The organism is Micromonospora sp. LOL_014 (assembly GCF_048060245.1).
Classification (GTDB): Bacteria; Actinomycetota; Actinomycetes; order Mycobacteriales; family Micromonosporaceae; genus Micromonospora_E.
This window is the reverse complement of sequence record NZ_JBHMIP010000012.1, coordinates 58,271-80,973: the sequence shown is the minus strand read 5'-3', so window position 1 is coordinate 80,973 and position 22,703 is coordinate 58,271. Positions and strand designations below refer to the sequence as shown.

Here is a 22,703-nt window from a genome sequence, read left to right as displayed (position 1 = left end):
GCATCAGTGGGCCTCTCGCCGTTCTGCTCGCGCCTCGCGCCTCTGCGACCTGCGGTTATCTGGTTGGACAGCGGCGTCGTTGATGTGACGTCACGCTAGAGACCCCACCCTGGCTATGTCAACATGCGAGACGTCATCTTGGATAACTGTCACGGGAGTGATGGGATGAGGCGATGAGCGAGGACCGGATCGTTGACGCCCTGACGGTGCTGACCGCCGGGCCGACCCCGTACGGGCAGGAGCTGGCCACCGCCGAGCGGCTGGCCGGCTGGGGCGCTGCCCGCCGACCGGAGCTGACCTGGCAGGTCGACCGGCTGCCGGCGACCACCGAGCTGCCGTGCAGCGCCAATCTCGTGGTCACCGCCGGCCACGGCGACGCGCCCGAGCTGCTGATCTGCTCCCACCTGGACACCTCGCTCACCGGCGACCCGGACTTCGACGAACCGGTGACCGGCTCGTCCGGTCCAGCTGGCGGACTACACCGTTCACTCGGGCCGGGCGGCGACACCCTGGTCGACGGTTTCGGCCTCGGGGTCGCCCGCGCCGCCGCAGCGACCGCGCTGGTCGGTTTCATCGCGGCCGCCGAGGCGCTACGGGCGGCCGACCGGCCGCACCGGCTGACCCTGCTGCTGGCCGCCGCCGGGACCCACCGGTACCACCTGTCGCACCAGCGCGGGGATGCCGGCGCCGTGACCCGGCAGCAGCCCGGCGGTGTCGCCCGGCACCTGGACCGGCATCCGCTGCCGGCTGCGGCAGTACTGGCCAAGACCAGCCCGCCGGGCGTGCTTACCGCCGAACCGGGCGCCCTCTACCTGCGGGTACGGCTGACCAGCCGGTTCCATCCGGTGCTGGCCCGCGAGCACGCGGTGCCGCCCGGCGGTCTGATCACCCATCTCGGCGTGGTGATCGAGGCACTGGAGGCCTTCCGGCGACGACACCTGGCTGCCCGGGCCGATCCGGCCGCTGCGGTCGGCGCCGAGGTCGGCATCGGTGCGGTACGCGCCGGCCAGCCGGCCAAGCCGGATCTGCTGCCGGGCCGGCTCGACGTGCACCTGTACCTGGTGACGGTGCCCGGTGACGATCCGGCACTGATCCGCGACGAGGTGCAGGCCGCCGTCACCGCCGCGACCGTCGGCACCCCGCTGGCCGAGTGCCTGGTCTCGGTGGACGGGCAGCTGGTTCACCCGGCTGCGGCGACGGCACCGGACGCGTCGATCGCCCGGCACGCGTACGACGCCTGGACGGCGGCGTACGGTGAACAGCCGCGGCCGGTCCTCGGCTGGACCGGTTCGACCGACGGGGTGGTGCTGCGCGGTCGGGGCGTGCCGACGGTACGGCTGGGACCGCCCGGCCGGGGTGCCGATCCCGCCGATCCCCGACGGGACCGGTACGCGCTGGCCGATCTGCGGACGTTCGCCGGCATTTATGCGGACATCGCGATACGGCACACCGGCACCATCGACAGCACAGGGTACCGTATGGCATGATGCTGTCTCACCTTCCGTACGCGTCCCGGCCGCCCGCACCTACCCCCGTCCGGTGCGCACGCCCCGCCGCTTCCGACCAGGAAGCCAGATAAGGAAGCCAGATGGCGGACGACAGCTCTCCCGCCGAGGTGAGCCCCCCGGTGCTCGCCGAGCCGAGCACCCCGGCGATCCAGACCGTGCAGCGCGCCGCGGTGATCCTCAACGCGTTCACCGCCGCCCGCCCCCGGTTGAGCCTCAACGAGCTCACCGCCAGCCTCGGCACCAGTAAAGCCACCGCGCACCGCTACACCAAGGCGCTGCGGGAGAGCAACCTGCTGCGCTACGACGAACGCGAGGGCCTCTACTCCCTCGGCCCGCAGATCCTCACCCTGTCCGCCGCCGCCCGCGCCGCCATGCCGGTCATCAGCATCGCCGGCCCGCACATGCAGCAGCTGGTCCGCGAGGTCGACGAGACCGTGGTGCTCAGCGTCTGGGACGGCGACACGGCGGTGGTGGTACGCGCCGACGACAACACCGACCGGGTGATCCGGGTCAGCGTCCGCACCGGATCCCGACTGTCGCGCACCGAGTCCGCCCAGGGTCGGGTGTTCTGCGCGTTCCTGCCGGCGGAGGACGTCCCCGGGCTGGCCGCCGACCTGGCGGCCTCGGCCGAGCTGCGCCATGAGGTCGACAAGATCCGCCGCACCGGCATCTCCGCCAACACGCCGTCGGTCAATGGGGTACGCAGCATCGCCGCGCCGATCTTCCGGGGCCATACACTGATCGCCGCGATGGCGATCGTCGGCACCACCACGTCGGTGCCGGAGGGCACCGACAGTCCGCTGGCCGCCGCCCTGCAACGCGCCGCCGCCGTGGTCACCGCCGAACTGGGCAGCGTCGCCGGCAACGGCCACCAGCAGCCGGGTGGCACCGGACGCAACGGCCACCACCCGGGCGGCAACGGACGGACCGGCCGGAGTTAACCGGCGATTGCCCCCAACGTCTCGGACAACTCCCCCGCGACCTGCCGCAGCTGGTCCACGGCTGCGGTCTGGGCCGCACCGGCCAGCGCCACGCTGGTGCCGAGCACCGCGAGCGCGGCGACGACCTGGGTGCGTTCGAACACCGGTGCGGCGATCACCCGTACCCCGAAATCCTCCGGTGAGTTGACCGCGACGCCGTCGCGGCGGACCTGCGCGACCACCTCCCGCAGCGCGGCGGACAGCCTCAGCTGCCGCGCCACCACCGGGTTCTCGGCGGGCGGCAGGTACGCGCAGAACACCCGACCCTGGGCCGAACGGGTCAGCTCCAACGGCGAGCCGGTACGCACGCTGAGCCGCACGTCGCCGCTGGTGTTGTCCAGGCACCGGACCACCGTCGGCGCCTCCCCGTTCCAGATGCTCAGCACCGAGGTCTGGTTGGTGTCGCGGGTCAGCCGATCGAGGTAGGGCTCGGCGACGGTGACGATCGGCAGCGCGGCGCGGGCCGCCGCCTCCATGGCCAGGATCTGCGGCCCCAACGTGTACGTGGCGGTGGCGACGTCGAACCGCAGCAGGTTCGCGGCGCGCAGCGCCCGTGCGTACCGGTGCGCGGTGGCCCGGCTGACCGCCAGGTCGGCGGTCAACTCGGCCAGGGTGAGCCGGGGCCGCTCCACGGTGAATGCCCGCAGGATCGTCGCGGCGCGCTGCACCGTCTGGATGGCCGGCCCATCGCCGGTCACCTCGCTCGCTGCACCCGCCGCCCGACCCGTGACCACCACGGCACCACTCTACCGAGCTCTACGTCACCGGCGGGATCAGCCGGCGGCGGTGATCTGTCGGCGCACCTCGGCGCTGTCCCAATAGTCGACCCGGCGGGCGATCAACCCGTCGGCGTCCACCCGGAAGCGGAACATGCCCCGGATGCTCACCGGCGCGCGGCCGGCCGATACCAGCCGGAACGACATCCGGTACGCCACCGCTGCCCGGTCGCCGTCAATCAGCAGATCCTCTACCTCGTAGTGCAGGTCGGCGAACTCGGCCAGGAATCCGTCCAGCCGGGCGCGGTAAGCGGCCCGGCCGGTGACGGTGCGGCCCAGCGCGGCGGTGTGCTCGTTGACGAACCCGGAACTGACGCAGCCGGCGACCGCGTCGGCGTCCCCGGCATTGAGCGCGGCCAGGTACCGCCGTACCGCGTCGTGGGTGCGTCCGCCGGTCAGCTCCCCCACAGCCGCCGTACGGTGTCGAACACCTGCTGGTCGTGGGAGATCTCGATGACGTTGCCGTCCGGGTCCTTCAACGCGCAGATGTAGCCGACCGGCGGCGGCATCTGCCGCGGCTCCCAGTGCAGGCAGCCCATTTCACGGGCCCGTTCGGCGATCTCGTCGACGTCGGACCGGTTCGGCACCTCGATACCGATGTGCGCGAACGGGTGCAGCAGCCCCAACTGGCCGCCCTTGTCCTTGTTGAACGAGACCAGCACCAGCACGAACGGCGTCTCAACCTGCTTGTCGTTGGAGAGCCAGACGCTTTCGCCGTCGGCGTCGGCAAAGCGCTCCACCACCACCAGCGGGGTGAGCGAGGTATAGAACGAGATGGCCTTGTCGAGGTCGCCGGTGGGCAGTGCCACGTGCGTCCATCGGGCGTGGGTCAGGCCGGTCGCCACAGGAACCTCCAGTTGCCGAAATGTCTGTTGCAGCGCGTCTACCAGGCTATTCGGCACCGTAGCCGGGATCCATGTGCCGGGGACACAAACCCGGCGATCGGCCTTCGAGCCGCGTCAACGGTGCCAGCGTCGGTGGTCGGGTGCCAGGCTGGCGGCGGGAGGTTCTGATGCAGTACCGCAGACTTGGCGGCACCGGCGTCGAGGTGAGCACGCTCTGCCTCGGCGCGATGATGTTCGGTGCCTGGGGCAACACCGACGAGCAGGAGTGCCGGCGGATCGTCGGGGAGGCACTCGACGCCGGAATCAACGTCGTGGACACCGCCGACGTGTACGCGCACGGCGAATCCGAGCGGATCCTCGGCCGGGCGCTGCGTGGACGGCGCGATGACGTCGTGCTGGCCACCAAGTTCCACGAACCGATGGGGGACGACCGCAACCGGTGCGGCAACTCGCGGCGCTGGATCCGGCAGGCGGTCGAAGCCAGCCTGCGCCGGCTCGGCACCGACCGGATCGACCTCTACCAGGTGCACCGGCCCGACCCGGGCACCGACATCGACGAGACCCTCGGTGCGCTGTCCGACCTGGTCCGCGAGGGCAAGGTGCTGATGATCGGCTCCTCGGCGTTCCCCGCCGAGGAGATCGTCGAGGCGCAGTGGGTCGCCCAGCGACGGCAGCGGGAACGGTTCACCACCGAACAGCTGCCGTACTCGATCATGGCGCGGGGGGTGGAGGCCGGCGTGCTGCCGACCTGCCAGCGGCACCGACTCGGGGTGCTCGCCTTCAGCCCGCTCAACGGCGGCTGGCTGACCGGCAAGTACCGCTCCGCCGAGGTCCCCGCCGACTCACGGGCCGGACGCAACGCCGACCACTTCGACTTCCGTGACGCCGCAGCCCGGCAGCGCAAACTTGACGTGGTCGGCGAGTTGGAGAAGCTGGCCGCGCAGGCCGGGCTGACCCTGATCGAGCTGGCTCTCGGCTTCGTGCTGAGCCACCCGGCGGTGACCGGCGCCATCGTCGGCCCGCGCACCCTCCCGCAGCTACGCAGCCAGCTCGGCGCCGGGGAGCTGACCGGGCTGCCCGCCGCGGTGCTGGACCGCATCGACGAGCTGGTGCCGCCAGGGCACAACGTCAACCCCGCCGACGCCGGCTACCGGCCGCCGGCGCTCACCGACCCGGGGTTGCGCCGCCGGGACTGACCGACCGCCCGGCGGCGGGTCAGTCGGCGCGGATGAGCAGCAGCACCACCGTGACCAGGTAGACCACCGGGATGGCGATGCCCTCGAAGCCGACACCCCGGCGTTCGCGCATGATCAGGCCGGCGGCGAGGGTCACGGTGAGCAGCGTGGTCGATCCGGCGAGAAGCAGACCGGCAGAGGCCGCGTCGGCGTAGACCGACCCCGGCCGGTACGCCGTGTCGGCGAGGAAGATCATCAGTGAGTCGAAGGCGTTGCCGCCGAGGATGTTGCCGATCCCCAGGGTCAACGCCCCGATCCGGACCGCCGCGATCAGGGTGACCAGTTCCGGCAACGACGTGATCGCCGTGGTGACGGTGAACCCGACGAAACCGCTGGGCAGCCCGGTCGCCGCGATCACCCCCAGGCCACCCTGCCCGATCAGGTAGCCGGTGCCACCGACCACTGCGGCCAGCGCGGCCAGCCGCCACCACAGCCGGCGAGTGCTGGGCGCACCCTCGGCGTCGCCGTCGGGGTCGTCCGGTACGTCCTGCCGGGTGTCCGACGTCTGCTCGGCCCGCCACATCGGGTTCTGTCGCAGCCGGCGGATCAGGTGCAGCCCGTACAGGTAGAGGACCGGGATCAGCAAACTCGCCGGATGCACCCAACCGAGGGTCAGGCCGGGCGTGGCGTAGGCGACGACCGGCAGGCAGAGCAGCGCCACCAGCACCAGCGCCTGCATGATGTTCTCCAGCGAGGCGGCCGCGTGTTCGATGTTCGACCGCCGGTAGAGCAGGTCGGCGATGGCCAGCCAGACCGTCTGTACGGCGATGCCACCGATCGGGTTGGCGATGGCGAACTGGGCGTCGCCCTGCCATGCGCCGATCGCGGTGGTGGCGATGCCGGGTAGCGAGGTGACCGCGCCGAGCAGCAGCGCTCCGGCGACGGCCTCGCCCATCCCGGTCCGGTCGGCGAGGGTGTCGGCGGTCGCCGCCAGCGACTTGCCGGCGAAGACGATCACGAGCAGGGCGACCGCGAGCGCCGCGATGCTCGGCGCCAGCGGCCAGGCCGAGCCGGTCACCGTCGCTCGCCGTCGCCTCGTGACGGATGGCCCGGTGACGGTGGGCACGACCGAGCCGTCTTCGTCCGTTCACGTCCCATGACCGCCCCCGTTACCCGATCACCGCCGCGGCGAATCATTCGCCCGTGATCCGGTCGACGGGGTAGCCCGGGGCGTCGCGGGTATTTGAGCAGGATGTTACTCGACAATCCAGATGACCTGTGGCGAGTCACCGCTGTCGGTGTCCTGACCTACGTCCTTCTCGTCGGCGTACTCAGAGCGTCCGGCAAACGGACCCTGGCGAAGCTGAACGCCTCCGACCTGGTCGTCACGGTCGCGCTCGGCTCCACTCTGGCGACCATCCTGCTCTCCGGCGACGTCTCGTTCGCCGAAGGCGCGGCGGCGTTGATCCTGTTGGTGGCTCTCCAGTTCGCCGCGAGCTGGCTGTCCGTACGGTGGGCTCCGCTCCGGTCCGCGCTGAAGTCCACCCCGACGCTGCTGCTCCACGATGGAGAACTGCTCACCGCGTCGATGCGCCGCCAACGGGTCACCGACAACGAAATCTGGCAGGCGGTCCGGGCACAGGGCGTCGGCGACATCGCCCAGGTGGCCGCCGTGGTGCTGGAGACCGACGGTTCGTTCAGCGTGATCACCCGTCGGCAGATGGGCGACGGTACCGCGTTGGAAGATGTCACGTGCGGAGCGACGCGCTGAGCCGGGCCAGCGACACCGGGACGCCGGTAGTCAGGTCGCCCGACTAGGTGGTGCCGCGCTGGAATGGTTTGGCCAGCGCTCTCGGTTCCCGGTGCTGGGTGGCGAACACCAGCATGGCCAGCAGCGCCAACAGGTACGGCGCGGCGATGAGCAGCTGCGAGTTGATGGTCACCCCGAGTGCCGGCAGCGCCAGCCGCATCGCGTCGGCGAGGCCGAACACCGCGCAGCCGACCATGGTCCGGCCGAGCCGCCAGGCGCCGAAGATCACTGCGGCGATCACCAGATAACCACGGCCGGCGGTCATGTTCTGGTTGAACGAGCCGACCTCGCCGACCGCCAGGTATGCACCGCCGAGCCCGGCGAGCAGGCCGCAGAACAGCAGCGCCTGCCGGCGCCGGTGGTTGACCCGGATTCCGCTGACGTCGGCGGCCTGTGGGTTCTCCCCGACCGCCCGCAGCTCCAGGCCCCACCGGCTGCGTTCCACCAGCCACCAGGTGAGTGGGACCGCGATCAGCAGCAGGTACGCCGGCCAACGCTGTACGAACAGCATCGGTCCGATGATCGGGATGTCGCGCAACACCGGGATGTCCACCCGCCACACCTGATGCCCGGTGAAGCTGCTGATGGTGATCAGGTAGCTGGTCAGGCCGAGCACCAGCGCGTTGAGCACCAGACCGACGACGAACGTGTTGATCTGGGCCCGGTGCGACAGGTTGGCGTGCAGCACGGCGACCAGCACGCCGACCAGTGCGCCGGCGGCCAGCCCGACGGTGGCGCTGCCGGTGGCGCTGGCGACCGCGACCGAGCCGAACGCCGCGCCGAGCATCATGCCCTCGACCGAGATGTTCAGCGTGCCGGCGCGCTGCGCCACGTACTCGCCGCAGGCGGCGAAGGCCAACGGGATGGTCAGCCGCGCCCCACTGGACAGAATGGTGGCAATGTTGTCGGCGGCGCTCATGCCGGCCTGCCTTCCATGGTGGTCTTCTCGTTTCCAGCCGATCCGCTACCGGTTGACCCACTACCGGCCGCCTCCGGCACGTCGATCGCCGGCACCTCGGCACCCGGTGGTGCCGGCTCCCCTGTCGACGGGGTTGGGGTCGGCAGGCCACCGGTCGGCGGCGGGGTGCCGGCCGGCTCACCGCCGGCCCGCCGCCGGCGCAGCAGGGCGATCACCGCCGGTGGCGCCACGAACGCCAGCACCAGCAGCGCTTTGACCACGTCGACCAGAAACGACGGCACGCCGGTGGCGGCCAGAAAACTGGAACCGGCGCGTAACACGCCGAACAGCACCGCCACCGGGATGGCCAGCAGCGGATTGTTCCGGCCGACCAGGGCGACCAGCAGGCCATCCCAGCCGAGGTTCAACGACATCCCCGGCTGCAGCCGGTGGCTGCCGATCGGGCTGGTCAGCAGCAGCGCGCCGGCCAGGCCGGCGAAGGCTCCCGAGATGGCCAGCGCCATCCCACCGAGGGCGCCGACCCGGACCCCGGCGTGCTGGGCGGTGACCGGGTTGAGCCCGAGCATCTTGAGCCGGAACCCCCACCGGGTCCGGGTCATCGCCAGGCTGATCGCCACCGCGATCAGGACGGCCAGGATCAGCCCTCCGTTGACCTGCAGGTTCGGGTACTCACCGAGGGAGGCGAGCCGGGCGTTCTCCGGCAGCGGGTTGGACTGCGGCGAGACCACCCCGGTGCCCAGCCGGGACTCCTGCAGCAGCCACGGGGTGTTGACCGCGAACGCCAACAGCTGCTGGGCCAGGAAGGTCATCAGCAGCGTGCTGACCACCACGTTGACCCCTCGGAAGCGGTACATCAGCGCGCTCAGTCCGGCCCAGCCGCCAGCGGCGAGCAGGGCCGCGAGCAGCACGACGACCAGTAGCAGCGGCCCGGGCAGGGCGAGTCGCAGGCCGACCCAGGCACCGGCCAGCGCCCCGATCAGCACCTGGCCCTCCTGGCCGATGTTGAAGAAGCCGGACCGGGCGCTCACGCACGCGCCGACCGCGACCAGCAGCAGCGGCGCGACGTAGAGCAGCGAGTTGCTCCAGGCTCGCGGGCTGGCCATGCTGCCCTGGTACAGCGCTTGCACCGAGGCGCTCGGCGAGCCGCCGGTGACCGCGATCAGCAACGCGGACAGGCCGAGGGCGACGGCGACCGTGACCACCGTCGCCGCGGTGACCTGCCAGCCGCCGGGGCCGGGGGTGAGCCGGGCCAGCAGCCGCCGGCCGGCCGGGTCCGCACCGGTCAAGGTGGCCATCAGTGGCTCACCCCGCCGACCAGCATCCCGAGGCGTTCCGCGGTGGCCTCGGCGGGATCGAGCACGCCGACGATCCGGCCCGAGGAGATCACCGCCACCCGGTCGGACAGGGCCATCACCTCTTCGAGCTCGGTGGAGATCAGCAAAACCGCCACCCCTTCCGCGGCGGCCTGCCGCAGCCGCAGGTACATGTCTTCGATCGCGCCGACATCCAGCCCGTGGGTGGGCTGGGCGGCGATCAGCACCCTGGGTCCGGCGGACAGCTCCCGGGCCAGCACCACCCGCTGCTGGTTGCCGCCGGAGAGGCTGCGTACCGGGGTGTCCGGGGACGGGGCGATGATGTTGAACTCGGTCATCCGTTGCCGGGCGATCTGCTGGATCCGCCGCCGGCTGAGCACCCCGCCGGTGCCGGAGACCCCGGCCAGCGACTTCATCACCAGGTTCTCGGCGATGGTCATGTCCAGCACCACGCCGGAGCGGTGCCGGTCCTCGGGCACGATGCCGAGTCCGGCGGTGTGCAGCGCGCCAGCCCGGTCGAGGTCGACCGGCTCGCCGCCGATCTCGACCGTTCCGGAGTCGGGCACCAGCAGCCCGGAGAGCAAATCACCGAGGGTGGCCTGGCCGTTGCCTTCGACGCCGTACAGGCCGACGATCTCCCCCGGTGCAACATCGAGATCAAGTTTGTCGAGGATCCGCAGCTCACCGAGGAGCACGGTGAGCTCGCGCAGCCGCAGCGCCGGCGGGGTGCCGGCAGCCGGCTGATCGGGCGGTACCGCAGCCGGCGGCTCCACCGGCTGGTCGCCGGAGCGTTCGACCGGCAACATGCCCAGCGCGGCGCTCTCTGCCCGCAGCGACACCTCCCGGCCGACCATCTGCCGGGCCAGCAGTTGCGGGGTGGTCTGTGCGGTCGGCCCGTGGAAGACCACCGCGCCCCGGCGCAGCACGGTGACCTGGTCGGTGGCCGCGATGATCTCGGCCAGCTTGTGGCTGATCAGGATGACCGCCCGGTTCTCCGCCTGCACCACCCGGCGCAGCACGGTGAACAGTTCGGCCGACTCGGCCTGGGTGAGCACTGAGGTCGGTTCGTCGAGGATCAGCACCGACGGGTCGCGGCGCAGGCACTTGATCAGCTCTACCCGTTGCCGCTCTCCGGCGGACAGCCGGTCCACCCGCGCCATCGGGTCGATAGGCAGACCGTACCGCTCGGCGACCTGCCCGACCTGGGCGCAGGCCGCGCCCTTGTCGACCCGGCCGCTGTCGCCCATGATGACGTTCTCCCAGACGGTGAGCGGGTCGATCAGGCTGAAGTGCTGGTGCACCATGCCCAGCCCCAGATCGGCCGCCCGCTGCGGGGTGTCGATCTCCACCGGCTCGCCGTCGCGCAGGATGCTGCCGGCGTCCCGGTGCACCAGCCCGAGCAGAATCTTCATCAGGGTCGACTTGCCGGCCCCGTTCTCGCCGAGGAGGCCGTGGATCTCGCCGGGTCGTACGGCAAGATCCACGGCGTCGCAGGCGACGACCGGACCGTAGCGCTTGCTCACTCCGCGCAGGGTGAGCGCCGGCGCCGTATGGCCGTCGGTGTGCACAGTCCGTTCCACCTCGCTAGTCGGGTCAGGCAGGGGATTCCGAGTGCGGGGCGGTGGCGGGTCAGCCGCCGAGCCGCTCCACCTCGGCGGCGGTGTCGATGTTGCCCTCAGCCACGTCGGTGACGAAGGCTTCCATCCGCTCGGTCTGCTCTGCCGTCGGGTCGCAGATCTTGATCGCCGGGTACGGGTCGACGCCGATCTGCCACACCTTGGTGGTGCCCATCTCCAGCTCGCCCTCGGCGAACAGGGTCAGCGCGGCGGCGAAGTAGGCACCTGGGTCGAAGATTACCGAGATGTCGAACTCCGGCTCGGTCGAGTCGCACCGGTCGGTACCCGGGGTGAGGGTGAGCGCGCCGCCCTCGTTGGCCAACTCGGCTGCGGCGTCGGTGGCCCCGCCGAGGTACGGGTAGACCACACTGACGCCCTGGTCGATCTGCGCCTGCACAGCTTCCCGGGCCTTGGCGGAGTCGTTGAAGTCACCGGTGTAGGTGATGACGAGGTCGGCGTCGGGAACGACCATCCGGATGCCGGCCTTGAAGGCCCGGGCGGCGTTGATCGCGAAGTCGACCTCCAAGCCGGTGACGAAGCCGGCCTTGGTGTCGCCGTTCTCCTCCATCAGCAGACCGGTGGCGTACCCCGCAGCGAGCATGCTCTGGTTCGGGTCGTCGCTGGAGATGACGATCTCCGGGGTCTGCGGAATGTTCTCCGACGACGGCACGTACCAGGCAACGTTCTCGCAGGCCGGCTCCTCGGAGGCAGGGATGGCGTCCTTGAGCTCGGAGGCGCCCAGCGCCACCATGTCGACGCCCTGCTGGCACAGCGCCCGGGCCGAACTGAGCGCCTCGGTCGGCGGCACCGAACCCCGCTTGATGACCTCCCAGCCCTGCTCGTTGGCGAACCGCTCGGCTTCGGCGACAAAGCTCTCGTAGTAGCCGTTGTCATTGATGTCACCGGGGCTGAGCACCCCGATCAGCACCTTGCCGTCGCCGTTGACGTCCGGCTGGCCGGCGATGACGGTGCCGCCGCCCTCGGAGCCGGCGGGATCCGGCGCGGTGGCGTCGTTGTCGGCGCAGCCGACCAGGGCGAGACTGACGGCGCCGGCGAGCAGCGCCGCCGCACCCTTTCCGATCCTTATTGTCACAGCTGTTCCTTTCACCTTGAAGGCGTCGCGCCGGCCGGTCCGGTCCGGTGCGCGCGGTACTCGGTCGCCGGCACGGCAGGCCAGCGATGCGGGATGTCGATGCCGGCCCGGCGGAGCAGGTCCGCGCCGCGCGACGCGACCTCGGCCCGCAGGGCGTCGACGTCGACGGTGGTGATCCGTCGGTCCCGGACCACCGACCGGCCGTCGACCAGTACGTCCCGCACGGTGTGGCTGGCCGCGCCCCAGACGAGCTGGGTGGCCAGGTCCCCGCGCGGGGTCCACGCGATGGTGCGGGTGTCCAGTACGACCAGGTCGGCGGCCTTGCCGACCTCGATCGAACCGGTCAACCGCCCCAGCCCGACGGCGTCGGCGCCGTCAACGGTGGCCAGGGCGAAGATCTCGTCGGCGGGCAGCGGCTCGGCCGCGCCGCGGTCACGGTCCAGCCCGGCGAACAGCCGGGCGGCCCGCCACACGTCCGGGGTGTCGCCAGCGTTGTGCGAGTCGCAGCCCAACGCCAGCCGACCGCCGGCCCGCCGCAGCTCGGTGTGCCGGCCCGCCCGGGTGAAGCCCTGGCCGAGTCGCAGGTAGGCACCGGGGCACGAGGCGACGGCGGCACCGCTGCCGGCGAGAACGTCGAGTTCGTCGTCGTCGAGCCAGACGGCGTGCCCGAGCAGCAGACGGGGGCCGAGCACGCCGAGGTCGCGCAGGTGCAGCACCGGGCGGGGGCGGCCAGCGACGGCGTACCCGGCCGGGTCCTCGGCGCTGGGCGACAGATGCCAGGTCATCGGCACGTCGAGCCGCTCGGCCAGCTCTGCGGCACCGGTGAACAGTTCGTCGCTGACCAGGTCGTGGCCGACCAGGGTGACCCAGCCGGTGACCAGCCGGTCGCCGGCCAGCGCGGTGACCGTCTCGGCCTGCGCGGCGAGGGTGTCGGCGGCCGGCATCGAGTACGGGGCGTCGGCGGTGTCCCAGCCCCAGCGGCCGACCCGGCCCCGGATGCCGGCGGCGCGCAGCCCGGCGGCGACCCGCAGCGGATGCGCCACGGTGCCCGGTTCGAGCAGGGTGGTGACGCCGTAGCTGAGCGCCTCGACGGCAGTGAGGGTGGCCGAGAGTTCGTCGTCGTCGCCGGTGACGGCGGCGTGCAGCGGCACGATCCAGTCGAAGATCGCCTGCTGGGCGGGGACGTCGTCGGGGATGCCGCTGCGGATCAGCGGGTCGGCGGTGGTGTGCTGGTGGGCGTTGACCAGGCCGGGGACGACCAGGCAGCCGGCCGCGTCGAGCTCCGGGGTCTGCGGGTACGCGACCCGCAGCGCGCCGGTCGGGCCGATGTCGGCGATCCGGCCGTCGACCACCGCGATCGCGCCGCCGGTGACCACCTCCCGGCCGGGGGCCATGGTGACGATGTCAGCGTCGACGACAAGTAGGTCTGCGGGGGCGGCGGTGCCGGTTTCAAAGGCGGCGGTCGGGGCCGCAGGCGTGGGCGCGGTCATGGCCGAATCAGGATCTTGCCGACGAGGTCACCGGACTCCAACCGGGCGTACGCCGCAGGTAGATCTGCGAGCGGGTACTCGGTGCCCCGGACCACCCGCAGCCCGCCCGTGAAGTAGGCGTCGAGCATCGCGGCGAAGTCGGCTGGTGCGTACGCGCCGGCGCCGAGCAGGCGCAGGCCCTGGTGGTAGACCTGGGCCAGCGACAGGCTGACCTGGTCGCCACTGGTGTTGCCGAGCAGCACCAGCCGGCCGCCGGTACGCAGGCTGGCCAGGGAACTCTCCCAGGTGGCCGCCCCGACGTGGTCCAGCACCAGGTCGGCGCCGTGCCCGCCGGTGTGTTCCCGAACCCCGGCGGCAGTCAGGTCGTTCAGGTCGAGCACCGCATCGGCGCCGAACGATACGGCGGCTGCCCGTTTGGCCTCACTGCGGGCCACCGCGATCACCCAGGCACCGCTGGCACGGGCGAGTTGGATGGCGGCGATGCTGACCGCGCTGGTGGCCGCCTGGATCACGACGGATTCGCCGCGGCGCAGGGCGCCGACCCGGTGCAGGGCGTGCCAGGCGATGCTCCAGGCGGTGGGCAGTGCGGCGGCGTCGGCCAGGTCGACGTGGTCGGGCACCCGGTGGGCGACGGCGGCCGGTACGGCGACGTACTCGGCGAAGCCGCCGGGGCGGTTGCCGCCGACGACGCGCAGCGTACGGCAGTAGCCGGGGTTGCCGCCGACGCAGGCGGGACAGTGCCCGCAGCCGATGGTGGGGTCGAGCACGACCCGGTCGCCGGTACGCAGCGTGCCGACCTCGGTGCCGATGGCGACCACCTGTCCGGCGACGTCCATGCCGGCGACGTGCGGCAGCGTGAAGCCGGGCAGCAGACCGGGCCCGCGCAGCTGGAGCAGGTCGAGACGGTTCAACGCGGCGGCGCGGACGGCGACGACGACGTCGGCCGGGCCGGGCTCGGGGTCCGGCAGGGCGCGCGGCCGCACGACTTCGGGGCCACCGAAGTCGGTCTGAACCATCGCTCGCACACTGACCTCCACCGGTCTACCAAACAATATGCCGTCTTGCATTGTGATTCGTGCTGCTTAGCGACGTACTCTGCCTGCGCTCCGGCGGCCTGTCAACGCCTCGACCGAAACTGGCTCAGCTACGTAACGTGCCTGTGATCCAGGCCGGCGCAACCGGGCGGAAGTCGCCATCGACCTGCGGTTACCCGCCATCAGCGATGGCGATCAGCAGCTCCCGCGCGACCAGCGCGGTACGCAGCACCGCAGCGGTCGACGGATGCAACGGGTCCACCCCCAGCAGCCGCTTGATCAGACCCACCCGGTAGCCGACGGAGTTACGGTGCAAATGTAGTTGTTCACTCACAGCTTGCCTGCTTCCCCCGGTTGCCAACCAGTGGTCCAGGGTGCGGAGCAGGTCGTCCCGCTGCGCGATCGGCCCCAGGTGCAGGTCCACGTACCAGCGCAGCCGGTCCTGCGGCACGGCCAGCAGCAGTTGCGCCAGACCGGCCCGCTCGAACGGCAGCTCAGTCAGCTCTGCCGCCGGGCTGCGGTGCAGCAGCAGCCGCAGCAACAGCCGGGCGTCCCGGAACGAGTCCGGGGTCGCGGCGGGGCCGGTCACCGACCGGCCGCCGGCCACCCGGACCTGACCGGCACCGACAATCTGTTCCAACCGGCTGCGCAGCCGAGCCACCTCCCGCTCGGCGTCGCCCTGCAGCAGGGTCCAGCCCAGCCGCCCGTCGGCCAGCACCGGCCGGTCCAGCCAGGTCAACGCGGAGGCCCACCGGCGGCGCTGAGCGCCGGTGTAGCCGAGCGCCACCGCCGCGTGTGGCTGGTCCAGCCGCCACCGGTACGCCGCTGCGGCCCGCACCAGGTTCGCCTGGCCGGCCGGGGACCGGTCACCCGTACCGTCCCGCAGCGCCCGCAGCAGCCCGTCGGCCCCCACCGGCGCCGGCGACTGCGGCGGCTCCCGGCGTACCGCCTCGATGAGCAACGCGGTGACCGCGGCCCGGGCGTAGTCGAGCTGGCCGGTCCCGACCGGCTCGGCCAGCAGCAGGGCGCCCAGCCGGCGGCCGCCGGATCCGACCGGCACCGACCGGCCGAGCCAGCCGTCGGCACACCGCACCCGGTCGCCACGCAGCGCCTCCGGGTCGACGACGGCGCTGCCGCTGGCGCTGCCGCTGGCGGCCAGCAGTTCGCCGGTCTCGGCAACCAACCGGCAGTCACGGCCGGTGGCCTCGGCCAGCCGGGCCAGCAGCACCGGCCAGCCGGCACCGCCGAACGCGAGGTCGGTCAGCCACTGGGCGAACTGGGCCGGCGTCGGTTCGGCGGCGACGGCCAGCCGGGGCCGGGCCGGCACCGGAAGGTCGGCCGCCCCGGTCACGTCGACGTTCGATCGAGCAGCCGGACCGCGACGGCCTTCTCCTGGGTGTATTCGCGCAGCGCCGCATACCCGCCGCCGCAGCTGAACCCGCTCTCCTTCTGCATGTTGAACGGGAACCCGATCACCCCGACATCGTGGAACTGGTTGACCGCCACCTGGCCGCTGCGGGCCTGGCCGGCCACCCGCAACGCCCGGGACACGTCGGAGGTCCAGACGCAGGTGAGCAGGCCGAAGTCGGTGCCGTTCATGATCGACACCGCTTCCTCGGTGGTCCGGAACCCCTGCACGGCCAGGACCGGGCCGAAGATCTCCTCGCGGGCCAACCGCATCGTCTCGTTGACGCCGTCGAACACGGTCGGGGCCACGTACCAGCCGTCGCCGAACGCGGCCGTGGCCGACTCCCCGCCGGTGACCAGCCGCGCCCCGGCGCCCGGCGCCTCGGCCAGGAACCCCCGGACCCGTTCGTACTGGGCCTGGCTGACCAGCGGACCCATGTCCAGGTCCTGCTCCCACGACCCGACCCGGATCTCGGCCATCGCGGCGGCCACCCGCTCGACCACCTCCGCCCGGACCGACTCCTCGACCACCAGCCGGGAGCCGGCATAGCAGTTCTGGCCGGCGTTCTCGGTGATCGAGGCGACGATCGCCGGGACGGCGGTGTCCAGGTCCGCATCGGCGAAGACCACGTTCGGCGATTTGCCGCCGAGTTCGAGCTTCACCGGGACCAGGTGCTCGGCGGCGGCCCGCATCACCGCCCGGCCGGTGCCGGTCGAACCGACGAAACTGATGTGGTCGACGTCCGGATGGCCGGTCAGCGCCACGCCGGCCTCCGGGCCGAGCCCGGTCACCACGTTGAGCACCCCGGGCGGCAGCCCGGCCCGCCGGGCCAGCTCGGCCAGGGCGAACGGGGCGAGCGGGGCGATCTCGGACGGCTTGAGCACCACGGTGTTGCCGGCGGCCAGCGCCGGGGCGACGTTCGCGGCGGTGAGCACGGACGGCACGTTCCACGGGATCACCACCGCGCAGACGCCGTACGGCTCCGGGCGGGTGTAACCGAAGTAGTCAGGGGTACGGGTGGGCAGGGTGACCCCGGTCAGCTTGTCGGCCGCGCCGGCGAAGTAGTCGACGATGCCCTGCGCGATGTAGATGTTGAGCCGCCCGCCAGAACGGGGTTTGCCCACGTCACGGGCCTCATGGGCGGCGAGCTCCTCGACGTGGGCGGCGATCAGGTCGGCCCACCGGCGCAGCGCGGCGCCGCGTTCGCTCGGCGAGGTCGCGGCCCAGCCGGGGGCTGCCCGACGGGCGGCGGCGACGGCGCGGTCCACGTCGCCGGCGCGGGCCCGGGCGACCGGCTGGATGCTCTGCCGGGTCGCCGGGTCGAGCACCGGAAGTTCGCCACCGTCGGCGGCCGCCTCCCAGGCACCGTCGATCAGCTGGCGGGCAGCGGGGATGTCCAGGTCAGCCATGGTGGAATCCTTGACCCTCCATGTTCCGCATGTCAAGATGCAGTCTCGCTTTGTGAGTACACCGGGAGGATTTGCGTGCGGGTCACGGCGGCGGTACTGGACAGCGCGGGTGCACCGTTCACCCTGCAGGAGCTCGACCTGGCCGGACCCGGGCCGGACGAGGTGCTGGTACGCGTACACAGCGTCGGTATCTGCGGCACCGACCTGGAGTTCGCCAACTTCTTTCCCACCCCGGCGGTGCTCGGCCACGAGGGTGCCGGCGTGGTCGAGCAGGTCGGCGAGCGGGTCACCGGGGTCTCGGCCGGCGACCACGTGGCAATGAGCTTCACCTCGTGCGGCAGTTGCCCGCTCTGTCTGACCGGCAGCCCGGCGTACTGCCGCAGCTTCGACGCGGTCAACTTCGCCGGCCGCCGCCCGGACGGCAGCAGCGCGCTGTCGCGCGACGGCGAACCGGTCAACGGACACTTTCTCGGCCAGTCGTCGTTCGCCAGCCATGTGGTCGCCCCGGCCCGCGCCGTGGTGCCGATCAGCAAGGAGATCGACCTGCGGCTGGTCGGGCCGTTCGGCTGCGGCTTCGGCACCGGGGCCGGCGCGGTGCTCAACGTGCTCCGCCCGCCGGTCGGGTCGTCGATCGTCGTCTTCGGTGCCGGCTCGGTCGGCGTCGCGGCGATCCTGGCCGCTCGGATCGCCGGCTGCACCACGATCGCCGCGGTCGACGTCAACGCCGACAAGCTGGACACCGCCCGGCTCCTCGGCGCCACCCACGGCGTCGACTCGCGCGCCGGGGACGCCAAGGAACTGCTCGCCGCGATCGCCCCGTACGGCTTCGACTTCGCCATCGACGCCACCGGGCGCGAGGAGGTGCTGCGGACCGCGGTCGAATCCCTCGGCCCGCTGGGTCGGTGCGGCGTCGTCGGGGTCGGCCCCAGCGAACGGATGAGCTTCGACTGGCGCAGCATCCTCAACGGGCGCAGCGTCACCGGGATCATCGGCGGCGACAGCCTGCCCCAGGTGTTCCTGCCGAGGCTGCTGGACCTGCACACCGCCGGCCGGTTCCCGGTGGACCGGCTGCTCAGCTACTACCCGTTCGAGCAGATCAACGATGCGGTGACGGCGGTACGCTCCGGCACCGTCGGCAAGGCCGTCCTGACGCTCTGACCCGACCGTGTCCCACTGCGAAACGTTGTCTCGCCATGTGAGTGGGATTACCCTCGGCTCCAGACACCCAGTGGCGCGGCTGGGAAACACCGCGCGGCAGTCAGCACATGTGGAGCTCGCCCGCCATGACTGAATCTCGTATCGCGGGTCCGTCCGACCCGCAGTCCGCGGCACCGTTCGACCACCACTCCGCCGAGTGCAACGCCGACCCGGTCGGCTACTACCGGGCGTACCGGGAAAAGTGCCCGGTCGGCCGGACCGACGCGCACGGTGGCTTCGTCTACACCACCCGGTACGCCGACGTGGTCCGCGTCGCCCGCGACGACGACACCTTCTCCTCGGCCCGCGCCACCGCCGGTGGCGACGGCACCGCCATCGTCATCCCGCGCGGGCCCGGCCTGGAGCAGTACCCGATCGAGCTGGACCCGCCGGCCGCCGGCGACTACCGCGACCTGATCAACCCGCTGCTCACCCAGGACGCAGTCGCGAAACTCGCCCCGATGATCGCCCGGCACACCACCCGGATCATCGACGACTTCGTCACCGAAGGCTCAGTCGACTTCGTCCGCGACCTGACCAACCCGCTGCCGGCCGCCGTCACCCTGGACTGGCTCGGCTTCCCCGAAGCGGAATGGCCCAAGCTGGCCAAGCCGATCCACGACATCTTCGCCGCCCTGCCCGGCAGCGAACGGGCCATCCGGGGCGGCCAGGGCCTGGCATACATGGACGAACGGATCCGGGAACTGATCCACGCCCGGCGCGCCGAGCCGGCCGACGACGCGGTCAGCTACCTGGTCGCCCAGCGCCGACCCGACGGCGAACTGTTCGGCGTCGACGAACTGGTCTCCGTCATCGGCCTGCTGATCGCCGGCGGGGTGGACACCACCACCTCGTTGACCGGCTCCACCCTGGTGCACCTGAGCCGCCACCCGGAGCAGCGGCAACGGCTGATCGATTCACCCGACCTGCTCGACGGCGCCACCGAGGAGTTCCTGCGGGTCTTCGCGCCGTCCCAGTCGATGGCCCGCACCGCACGCGCCGACGCCGAGGTCGGCGGCTGCCCGGTCAGCGCCGGCGAACGGATCCTGATCCCCTGGGTCGCCGCCAACCACGATCCGGCGGTCTTCCCCGAGCCGGAGCAGGTCCGGCTGGACCGCGACGCCACCCGGCACCTCAGTTTCGGCATCGGCAGCCACCGGTGCGCCGGCGCCCACCTGGCCCGGCTGATGTTCCGCGAAATGATCACCCAGGTGCTGACCCGGCTGCCGGACTACCAGGTCGTCGAGGACGGTCTCGTCGGCTACCCCACCAAGGGCAACCAGACCGGCTGGGACGCCATCCCGGCCGTGTTCACCGCCGGCCGCCGCGCCGCCGACGCGGCGGCCGGCGGCGCCCCGGCGCTCACCCGCCCCGGCGGCGACCGGGAACTGGTCGTCGCGGCGGTCACCCGGGCCGCCGACGAGGTGCTGGAGGTACGGCTGGCCGCCGCCGACGGCGCACCGCTGCCGGCCTGGGCACCCGGCGCCCACCTGGAGGTGCGGCTGCCGTCCGGCCGGGTCCGGCAGTACTCGCTCTGCGGCGATCCCGCCGACACCGGCGGCTACCGGATCGGCGTGCTGCGGGAGACCGCCGGGCGCGGCGGCTCCGTCGAGCTGCACGCCGTCGCCGCCGCCGGCACGACGCTGACAGTACGCGGCCCGCGTAACCACTTCCCGCTGGTCGACGCCGACCAGTACCTCTTCCTGGCCGGCGGGATCGGGATCACCCCGATCCTCGCCATGGTCCGCGAAGCTGTCCGACGCGGCACGCCGTACCGGGTCGTCTACGGCGGCCGCAGCCGGGTCTCGATGGCCTTCGCCGACGAACTGGCCGCCCTCGCCGGCGACCGGGCCGTGCTGCTGCCGCAGGACGAGGCCGGGCTGCCCGACCTCGCCGGGCTGATCGGTGGCGTCGGCGACGGCACCGCCGTCTACTGCTGCGGACCCGGCGCGATGATCAACGCGGTGGAGCAGGTGTGGGCCGACGCCGGACGCACCGGGCAGTTGCACGTGGAGCGCTTTGCCGCTGGCGACGACCTGGAGGTGGCGTTCGACCCGGCGGCCAACACCGAGTTCGACGTCCAGTTGGCCCGCACCGGGGTGACCCTGCGGGTGCCGAAGGACAAGCGAATGATCGAGGTACTGCGCGAGGCCGTGCCCGGGTTGACCTACGACTGTGAGAAGGGCTACTGCGGGGCGTGTGAGACCCGGGTACTGGCGGGTACGCCGGAACACCGCGACTCGCTGCTCACCGAGGGCGAACGGGCCGCCGGCCGCAGCATGATGATCTGCGTCGGCCGGTGCAGCTCCGACCGCCTGGTGCTCGACCTCTGACCCCTGGGAAATACCGGACTTACACGACGGAGAAGCCCGGCGGCAACGTGCCTCGGCCGGTCAGCGCTCGCAGCACCAGCGGTCCGTCACCCACGACGGCGGCGAGCCGGGCTGCCTGCGCGGCCGTCTCGGCGAGGGCCGGTGCCGCGAACTCGCCGACGACGCGGCCACCGCCGCCGCCAGCGCCTCGGCCGGGACGCCGAACCGGGCCGCCCAGTAGGCCTCCGGCGAGGCGACTCCGACCGTCGGCGCAGTGGCCGGCGCGGGCACCGGCCCGGTGGTGGGCAGTACGGCCTGCCCGGCCGTGGCCAGCACCTCGGGCACCTGACGTAGCGCCGCGCTGACCGTGTGGCCGACGAGATCAGCAAGGGACCATTCACCGAGTCCTGGACCGGTCCAGCGGTCGGCCGGCACCCGATGGACCAGCTCGGCGTAGGTCGACGCAGCCGACTCGTACGTCTGGCGAAAATTCATACCCGCCAGTGTGCTGGTCAGCGGGAGTGGGAATGCGGGCGGCCCGCTGCGCTACGACTTTGGAGCGCGGCGGGCCGTCCACGTATCGGCGGGTGAGGTCAGCTGCCCCACTCAAAGTTCGGCTCAGCGGCCTCGGCGATCTTGAACCGGCCACCTGGCACCACGGCCGCCGCGCTGCGGTCGGTGACCACGTTCTTACCGAATCCGTCAACTAGCGGACGGCCGACGTCGCGCTTGAGCCACAGCCGCAGCAGGTGCCGTCGACGCTCCGGCTCCGGGTAGTCGACGTAGCCGGTCCGCGAGTGCAGAGCGGCATAGTTCAGCAGCCACTGCACGTCGCCGGGCTGGAAGTCCATGTCCAGCGCGAGGCCCGGCTCCTGGGCGATCTCGTCGTAGAGGTGCAGCAGCTCGATCTGGGCCTCGGTGAGCCGGGGTACCTCCGGGTAGTCCTGCGCCGAGAAGATCATCGAGCTGCCGGCGTAGGTGCTGAAGACGCCGTCGACGTAGCTGCAGATCGGTGACAGGTAGGTCTTGGCCGGGGCGTCGTGGTCCTGCTTGTACCAGTCCCAGTGCCACGGCTCGAACAGCAGCGGGGCCAGGTCGGGCCGACGGCGCAGAATCTCGTTGTAGATGGTGGTGCCGCTGACCAGGCTGCTCGACCCGCCGTCCTTGGCGGCGCGCAGGCACATCAGCGCGACGACGTCGGAGCTGTCGGAGTGAAACGGCAGCCGGTCACGCACCCGAGACGGCAGCGCCGACGGGTCGTCGAGGGTCTTGTTGGAGGTGGCGATGACGTGGTCGAGCACGTCACCCATCTGGTTCTGCCCCATCGGTACGCCGAGGTGCAGCCCCATCAGGAAGAAGATCGCGCCGGCGAGGGTGTCGCCGTACTCCTCGGTGCGCAGCCCGCGCACCAGGATGAAGCCGCGGCCCGAGTCCATCTGCTGGGCGCATTCGGCGTTGAGGCCGGCGCAGACCGGCAGCGGGTAGTCGGCGGCGGTCACCGTACGCAGGTCGGGGTCGTCGGCGACGAACTTGCGCCCGACGGTCTCCAACTCGGTCCGCTCGGCGTCGCTGAGGTGGTAGATCCATTCGGTGGACTCGCTCAGCTCGTCGCCGCGCCAGGCGGACGGGCCGGAGATCGGGGCCAGGTCGATTGCGGTCGTCATGATGATGCGCTCCGAGGGTCGTCGGTTCTGATGGAAGAGTCGGCCGGTGTCCCGGGTACTACGCGTGGTGGCGTGCGCGGACCGGTTCGGTCAGGACAGGGGTGGCGTGCCCGCCGTGTCCACGGCGTGTGTCAGGTGCCGGGGTGCGACGGTC

General features: G+C 71.9%; 20 protein-coding genes. 6 read left to right on the top strand and 14 right to left on the bottom strand.

Translation table 11 applies throughout. The features are described 5' to 3' along the window. The first annotated feature begins 173 nt into the window (after window positions 1-173). The gene (locus ACFHW1_RS12995; protein WP_416552587.1) at window positions 174-1,487 is read left to right on the top strand and encodes a hypothetical protein; all 1,314 of its coding nucleotides are present in this window, start codon (window positions 174-176) and stop codon (window positions 1,485-1,487) included. Between the two features lie 101 nt (window positions 1,488-1,588). Then, the gene (locus ACFHW1_RS12990) at window positions 1,589-2,449 is read left to right on the top strand and encodes an IclR family transcriptional regulator (RefSeq protein WP_416552585.1); all 861 of its coding nucleotides are present in this window, start codon (window positions 1,589-1,591) and stop codon (window positions 2,447-2,449) included. On the opposite strand, the gene ACFHW1_RS12985 is transcribed toward ACFHW1_RS12990, so the two are convergent. From ACFHW1_RS12985 to ACFHW1_RS12975, 3 genes are read right to left on the bottom strand one after another with little or no spacing between them, the layout of a single operon-like run. After that, the gene (locus ACFHW1_RS12985) at window positions 2,446-3,225 is read right to left on the bottom strand and encodes an IclR family transcriptional regulator (RefSeq protein ID WP_416552583.1); all 780 of its coding nucleotides are present in this window, start codon (window positions 3,223-3,225) and stop codon (window positions 2,446-2,448) included. The genes ACFHW1_RS12990 and ACFHW1_RS12985 overlap by 4 nt on opposite strands. A gap of 36 nt (window positions 3,226-3,261) precedes the next feature. Then, on the bottom strand, window positions 3,262-3,672 hold the full coding sequence (locus ACFHW1_RS12980; protein WP_416552581.1) for an ester cyclase: 411 nt from the start codon (window positions 3,670-3,672) through the stop codon (window positions 3,262-3,264). After that, window positions 3,660-4,109 (bottom strand): VOC family protein, encoded by a 450-nt coding sequence (locus ACFHW1_RS12975; RefSeq protein ID WP_278170800.1) that lies wholly within the window; start codon window positions 4,107-4,109, stop codon window positions 3,660-3,662. Before ACFHW1_RS12975 ends, ACFHW1_RS12980 begins: the two co-directional genes overlap by 13 nt. 167 nt (window positions 4,110-4,276) lie before the next feature. On the opposite strand from ACFHW1_RS12975, the gene ACFHW1_RS12970 reads away from it, so the two are divergent. After that, on the top strand, window positions 4,277-5,305 hold the full coding sequence (locus tag ACFHW1_RS12970; protein ID WP_416552579.1) for an aldo/keto reductase: 1,029 nt from the start codon (window positions 4,277-4,279) through the stop codon (window positions 5,303-5,305). Between the two features lie 19 nt (window positions 5,306-5,324). On the opposite strand, the gene ACFHW1_RS12965 is transcribed toward ACFHW1_RS12970, so the two are convergent. Then, window positions 5,325-6,362 carry a sodium:calcium antiporter gene (locus ACFHW1_RS12965; RefSeq protein ID WP_416552577.1) on the bottom strand — a complete coding sequence of 346 codons (1,038 nt, stop codon included), beginning with the start codon at window positions 6,360-6,362 and terminating at the stop codon, window positions 5,325-5,327. Between the two features lie 174 nt (window positions 6,363-6,536). Between ACFHW1_RS12965 and ACFHW1_RS12960 the strand changes: the two genes are divergently transcribed. Continuing rightward, window positions 6,537-7,055: a DUF421 domain-containing protein gene (locus ACFHW1_RS12960; RefSeq protein WP_416615517.1), complete on the top strand. Its 519-nt coding sequence runs from the start codon at window positions 6,537-6,539 to the stop codon at window positions 7,053-7,055. 43 nt (window positions 7,056-7,098) lie between these two features. Here ACFHW1_RS12960 and ACFHW1_RS12955 read toward each other — a convergent pair whose 3' ends face one another. The 8 genes from ACFHW1_RS12955 to ACFHW1_RS12920 all read right to left on the bottom strand — a co-directional run bounded on the left by ACFHW1_RS12955 (window position 7,099) and on the right by ACFHW1_RS12920 (window position 17,376). Next, complete coding sequence (locus ACFHW1_RS12955) at window positions 7,099-8,013, bottom strand: ABC transporter permease (protein WP_416552575.1); 915 nt, start codon at window positions 8,011-8,013, stop codon at window positions 7,099-7,101. Then, window positions 8,010-9,308, bottom strand: a complete 1,299-nt coding sequence (locus ACFHW1_RS12950) for an ABC transporter permease (protein ID WP_416552573.1) — start codon at window positions 9,306-9,308, stop codon at window positions 8,010-8,012. The genes ACFHW1_RS12955 and ACFHW1_RS12950 overlap by 4 nt, the downstream gene beginning before the upstream one ends. Next, a complete protein-coding gene (locus tag ACFHW1_RS12945) occupies window positions 9,308-10,906 on the bottom strand; it encodes an ABC transporter ATP-binding protein (protein WP_416552571.1) in 1,599 nt (532 codons plus the stop codon). The genes ACFHW1_RS12950 and ACFHW1_RS12945 overlap by 1 nt, the downstream gene beginning before the upstream one ends. 49 nt (window positions 10,907-10,955) lie before the next feature. Next, window positions 10,956-12,035 carry a BMP family ABC transporter substrate-binding protein gene (locus tag ACFHW1_RS12940; RefSeq protein ID WP_416552569.1) on the bottom strand — a complete coding sequence of 360 codons (1,080 nt, stop codon included), beginning with the start codon at window positions 12,033-12,035 and terminating at the stop codon, window positions 10,956-10,958. A gap of 11 nt (window positions 12,036-12,046) precedes the next feature. Next, window positions 12,047-13,525: an amidohydrolase family protein gene (locus ACFHW1_RS12935; RefSeq protein WP_416552567.1), complete on the bottom strand. Its 1,479-nt coding sequence runs from the start codon at window positions 13,523-13,525 to the stop codon at window positions 12,047-12,049. Then, complete coding sequence (locus tag ACFHW1_RS12930) at window positions 13,522-14,541, bottom strand: zinc-binding dehydrogenase (RefSeq protein WP_416615482.1); 1,020 nt, start codon at window positions 14,539-14,541, stop codon at window positions 13,522-13,524. Before ACFHW1_RS12930 ends, ACFHW1_RS12935 begins: the two co-directional genes overlap by 4 nt. Window positions 14,542-14,731: 190 nt before the next feature. Continuing rightward, on the bottom strand, window positions 14,732-15,910 hold the full coding sequence (locus ACFHW1_RS12925; protein ID WP_416552563.1) for a PucR family transcriptional regulator: 1,179 nt from the start codon (window positions 15,908-15,910) through the stop codon (window positions 14,732-14,734). Continuing rightward, window positions 15,907-17,376: an aldehyde dehydrogenase family protein gene (locus ACFHW1_RS12920; RefSeq protein ID WP_416552561.1), complete on the bottom strand. Its 1,470-nt coding sequence runs from the start codon at window positions 17,374-17,376 to the stop codon at window positions 15,907-15,909. The genes ACFHW1_RS12925 and ACFHW1_RS12920 overlap by 4 nt, the downstream gene beginning before the upstream one ends. Before the next feature lie 75 nt (window positions 17,377-17,451). Here ACFHW1_RS12920 and ACFHW1_RS12915 point away from each other — a divergent pair, with 75 nt between their 5' ends. Together ACFHW1_RS12915 and ACFHW1_RS12910 are read left to right on the top strand one after the other, a co-directional pair. Continuing rightward, on the top strand, window positions 17,452-18,534 hold the full coding sequence (locus tag ACFHW1_RS12915; protein WP_416552559.1) for an NAD(P)-dependent alcohol dehydrogenase: 1,083 nt from the start codon (window positions 17,452-17,454) through the stop codon (window positions 18,532-18,534). Between the two features lie 125 nt (window positions 18,535-18,659). Next, the gene (locus ACFHW1_RS12910) at window positions 18,660-20,906 is read left to right on the top strand and encodes a cytochrome P450 (RefSeq protein WP_416615480.1); all 2,247 of its coding nucleotides are present in this window, start codon (window positions 18,660-18,662) and stop codon (window positions 20,904-20,906) included. A gap of 60 nt (window positions 20,907-20,966) precedes the next feature. Here the strand turns inward: ACFHW1_RS12910 and ACFHW1_RS12905 are convergent, their stop codons facing one another. Beyond that, window positions 20,967-21,380, bottom strand: a complete 414-nt coding sequence (locus ACFHW1_RS12905; RefSeq protein ID WP_416552555.1) for a hypothetical protein — start codon at window positions 21,378-21,380, stop codon at window positions 20,967-20,969. A gap of 98 nt (window positions 21,381-21,478) precedes the next feature. Beyond that, a complete protein-coding gene (locus tag ACFHW1_RS12900; protein ID WP_416552553.1) occupies window positions 21,479-22,549 on the bottom strand; it encodes a TauD/TfdA family dioxygenase in 1,071 nt (356 codons plus the stop codon). Window positions 22,550-22,703 lie beyond the last annotated feature (154 nt).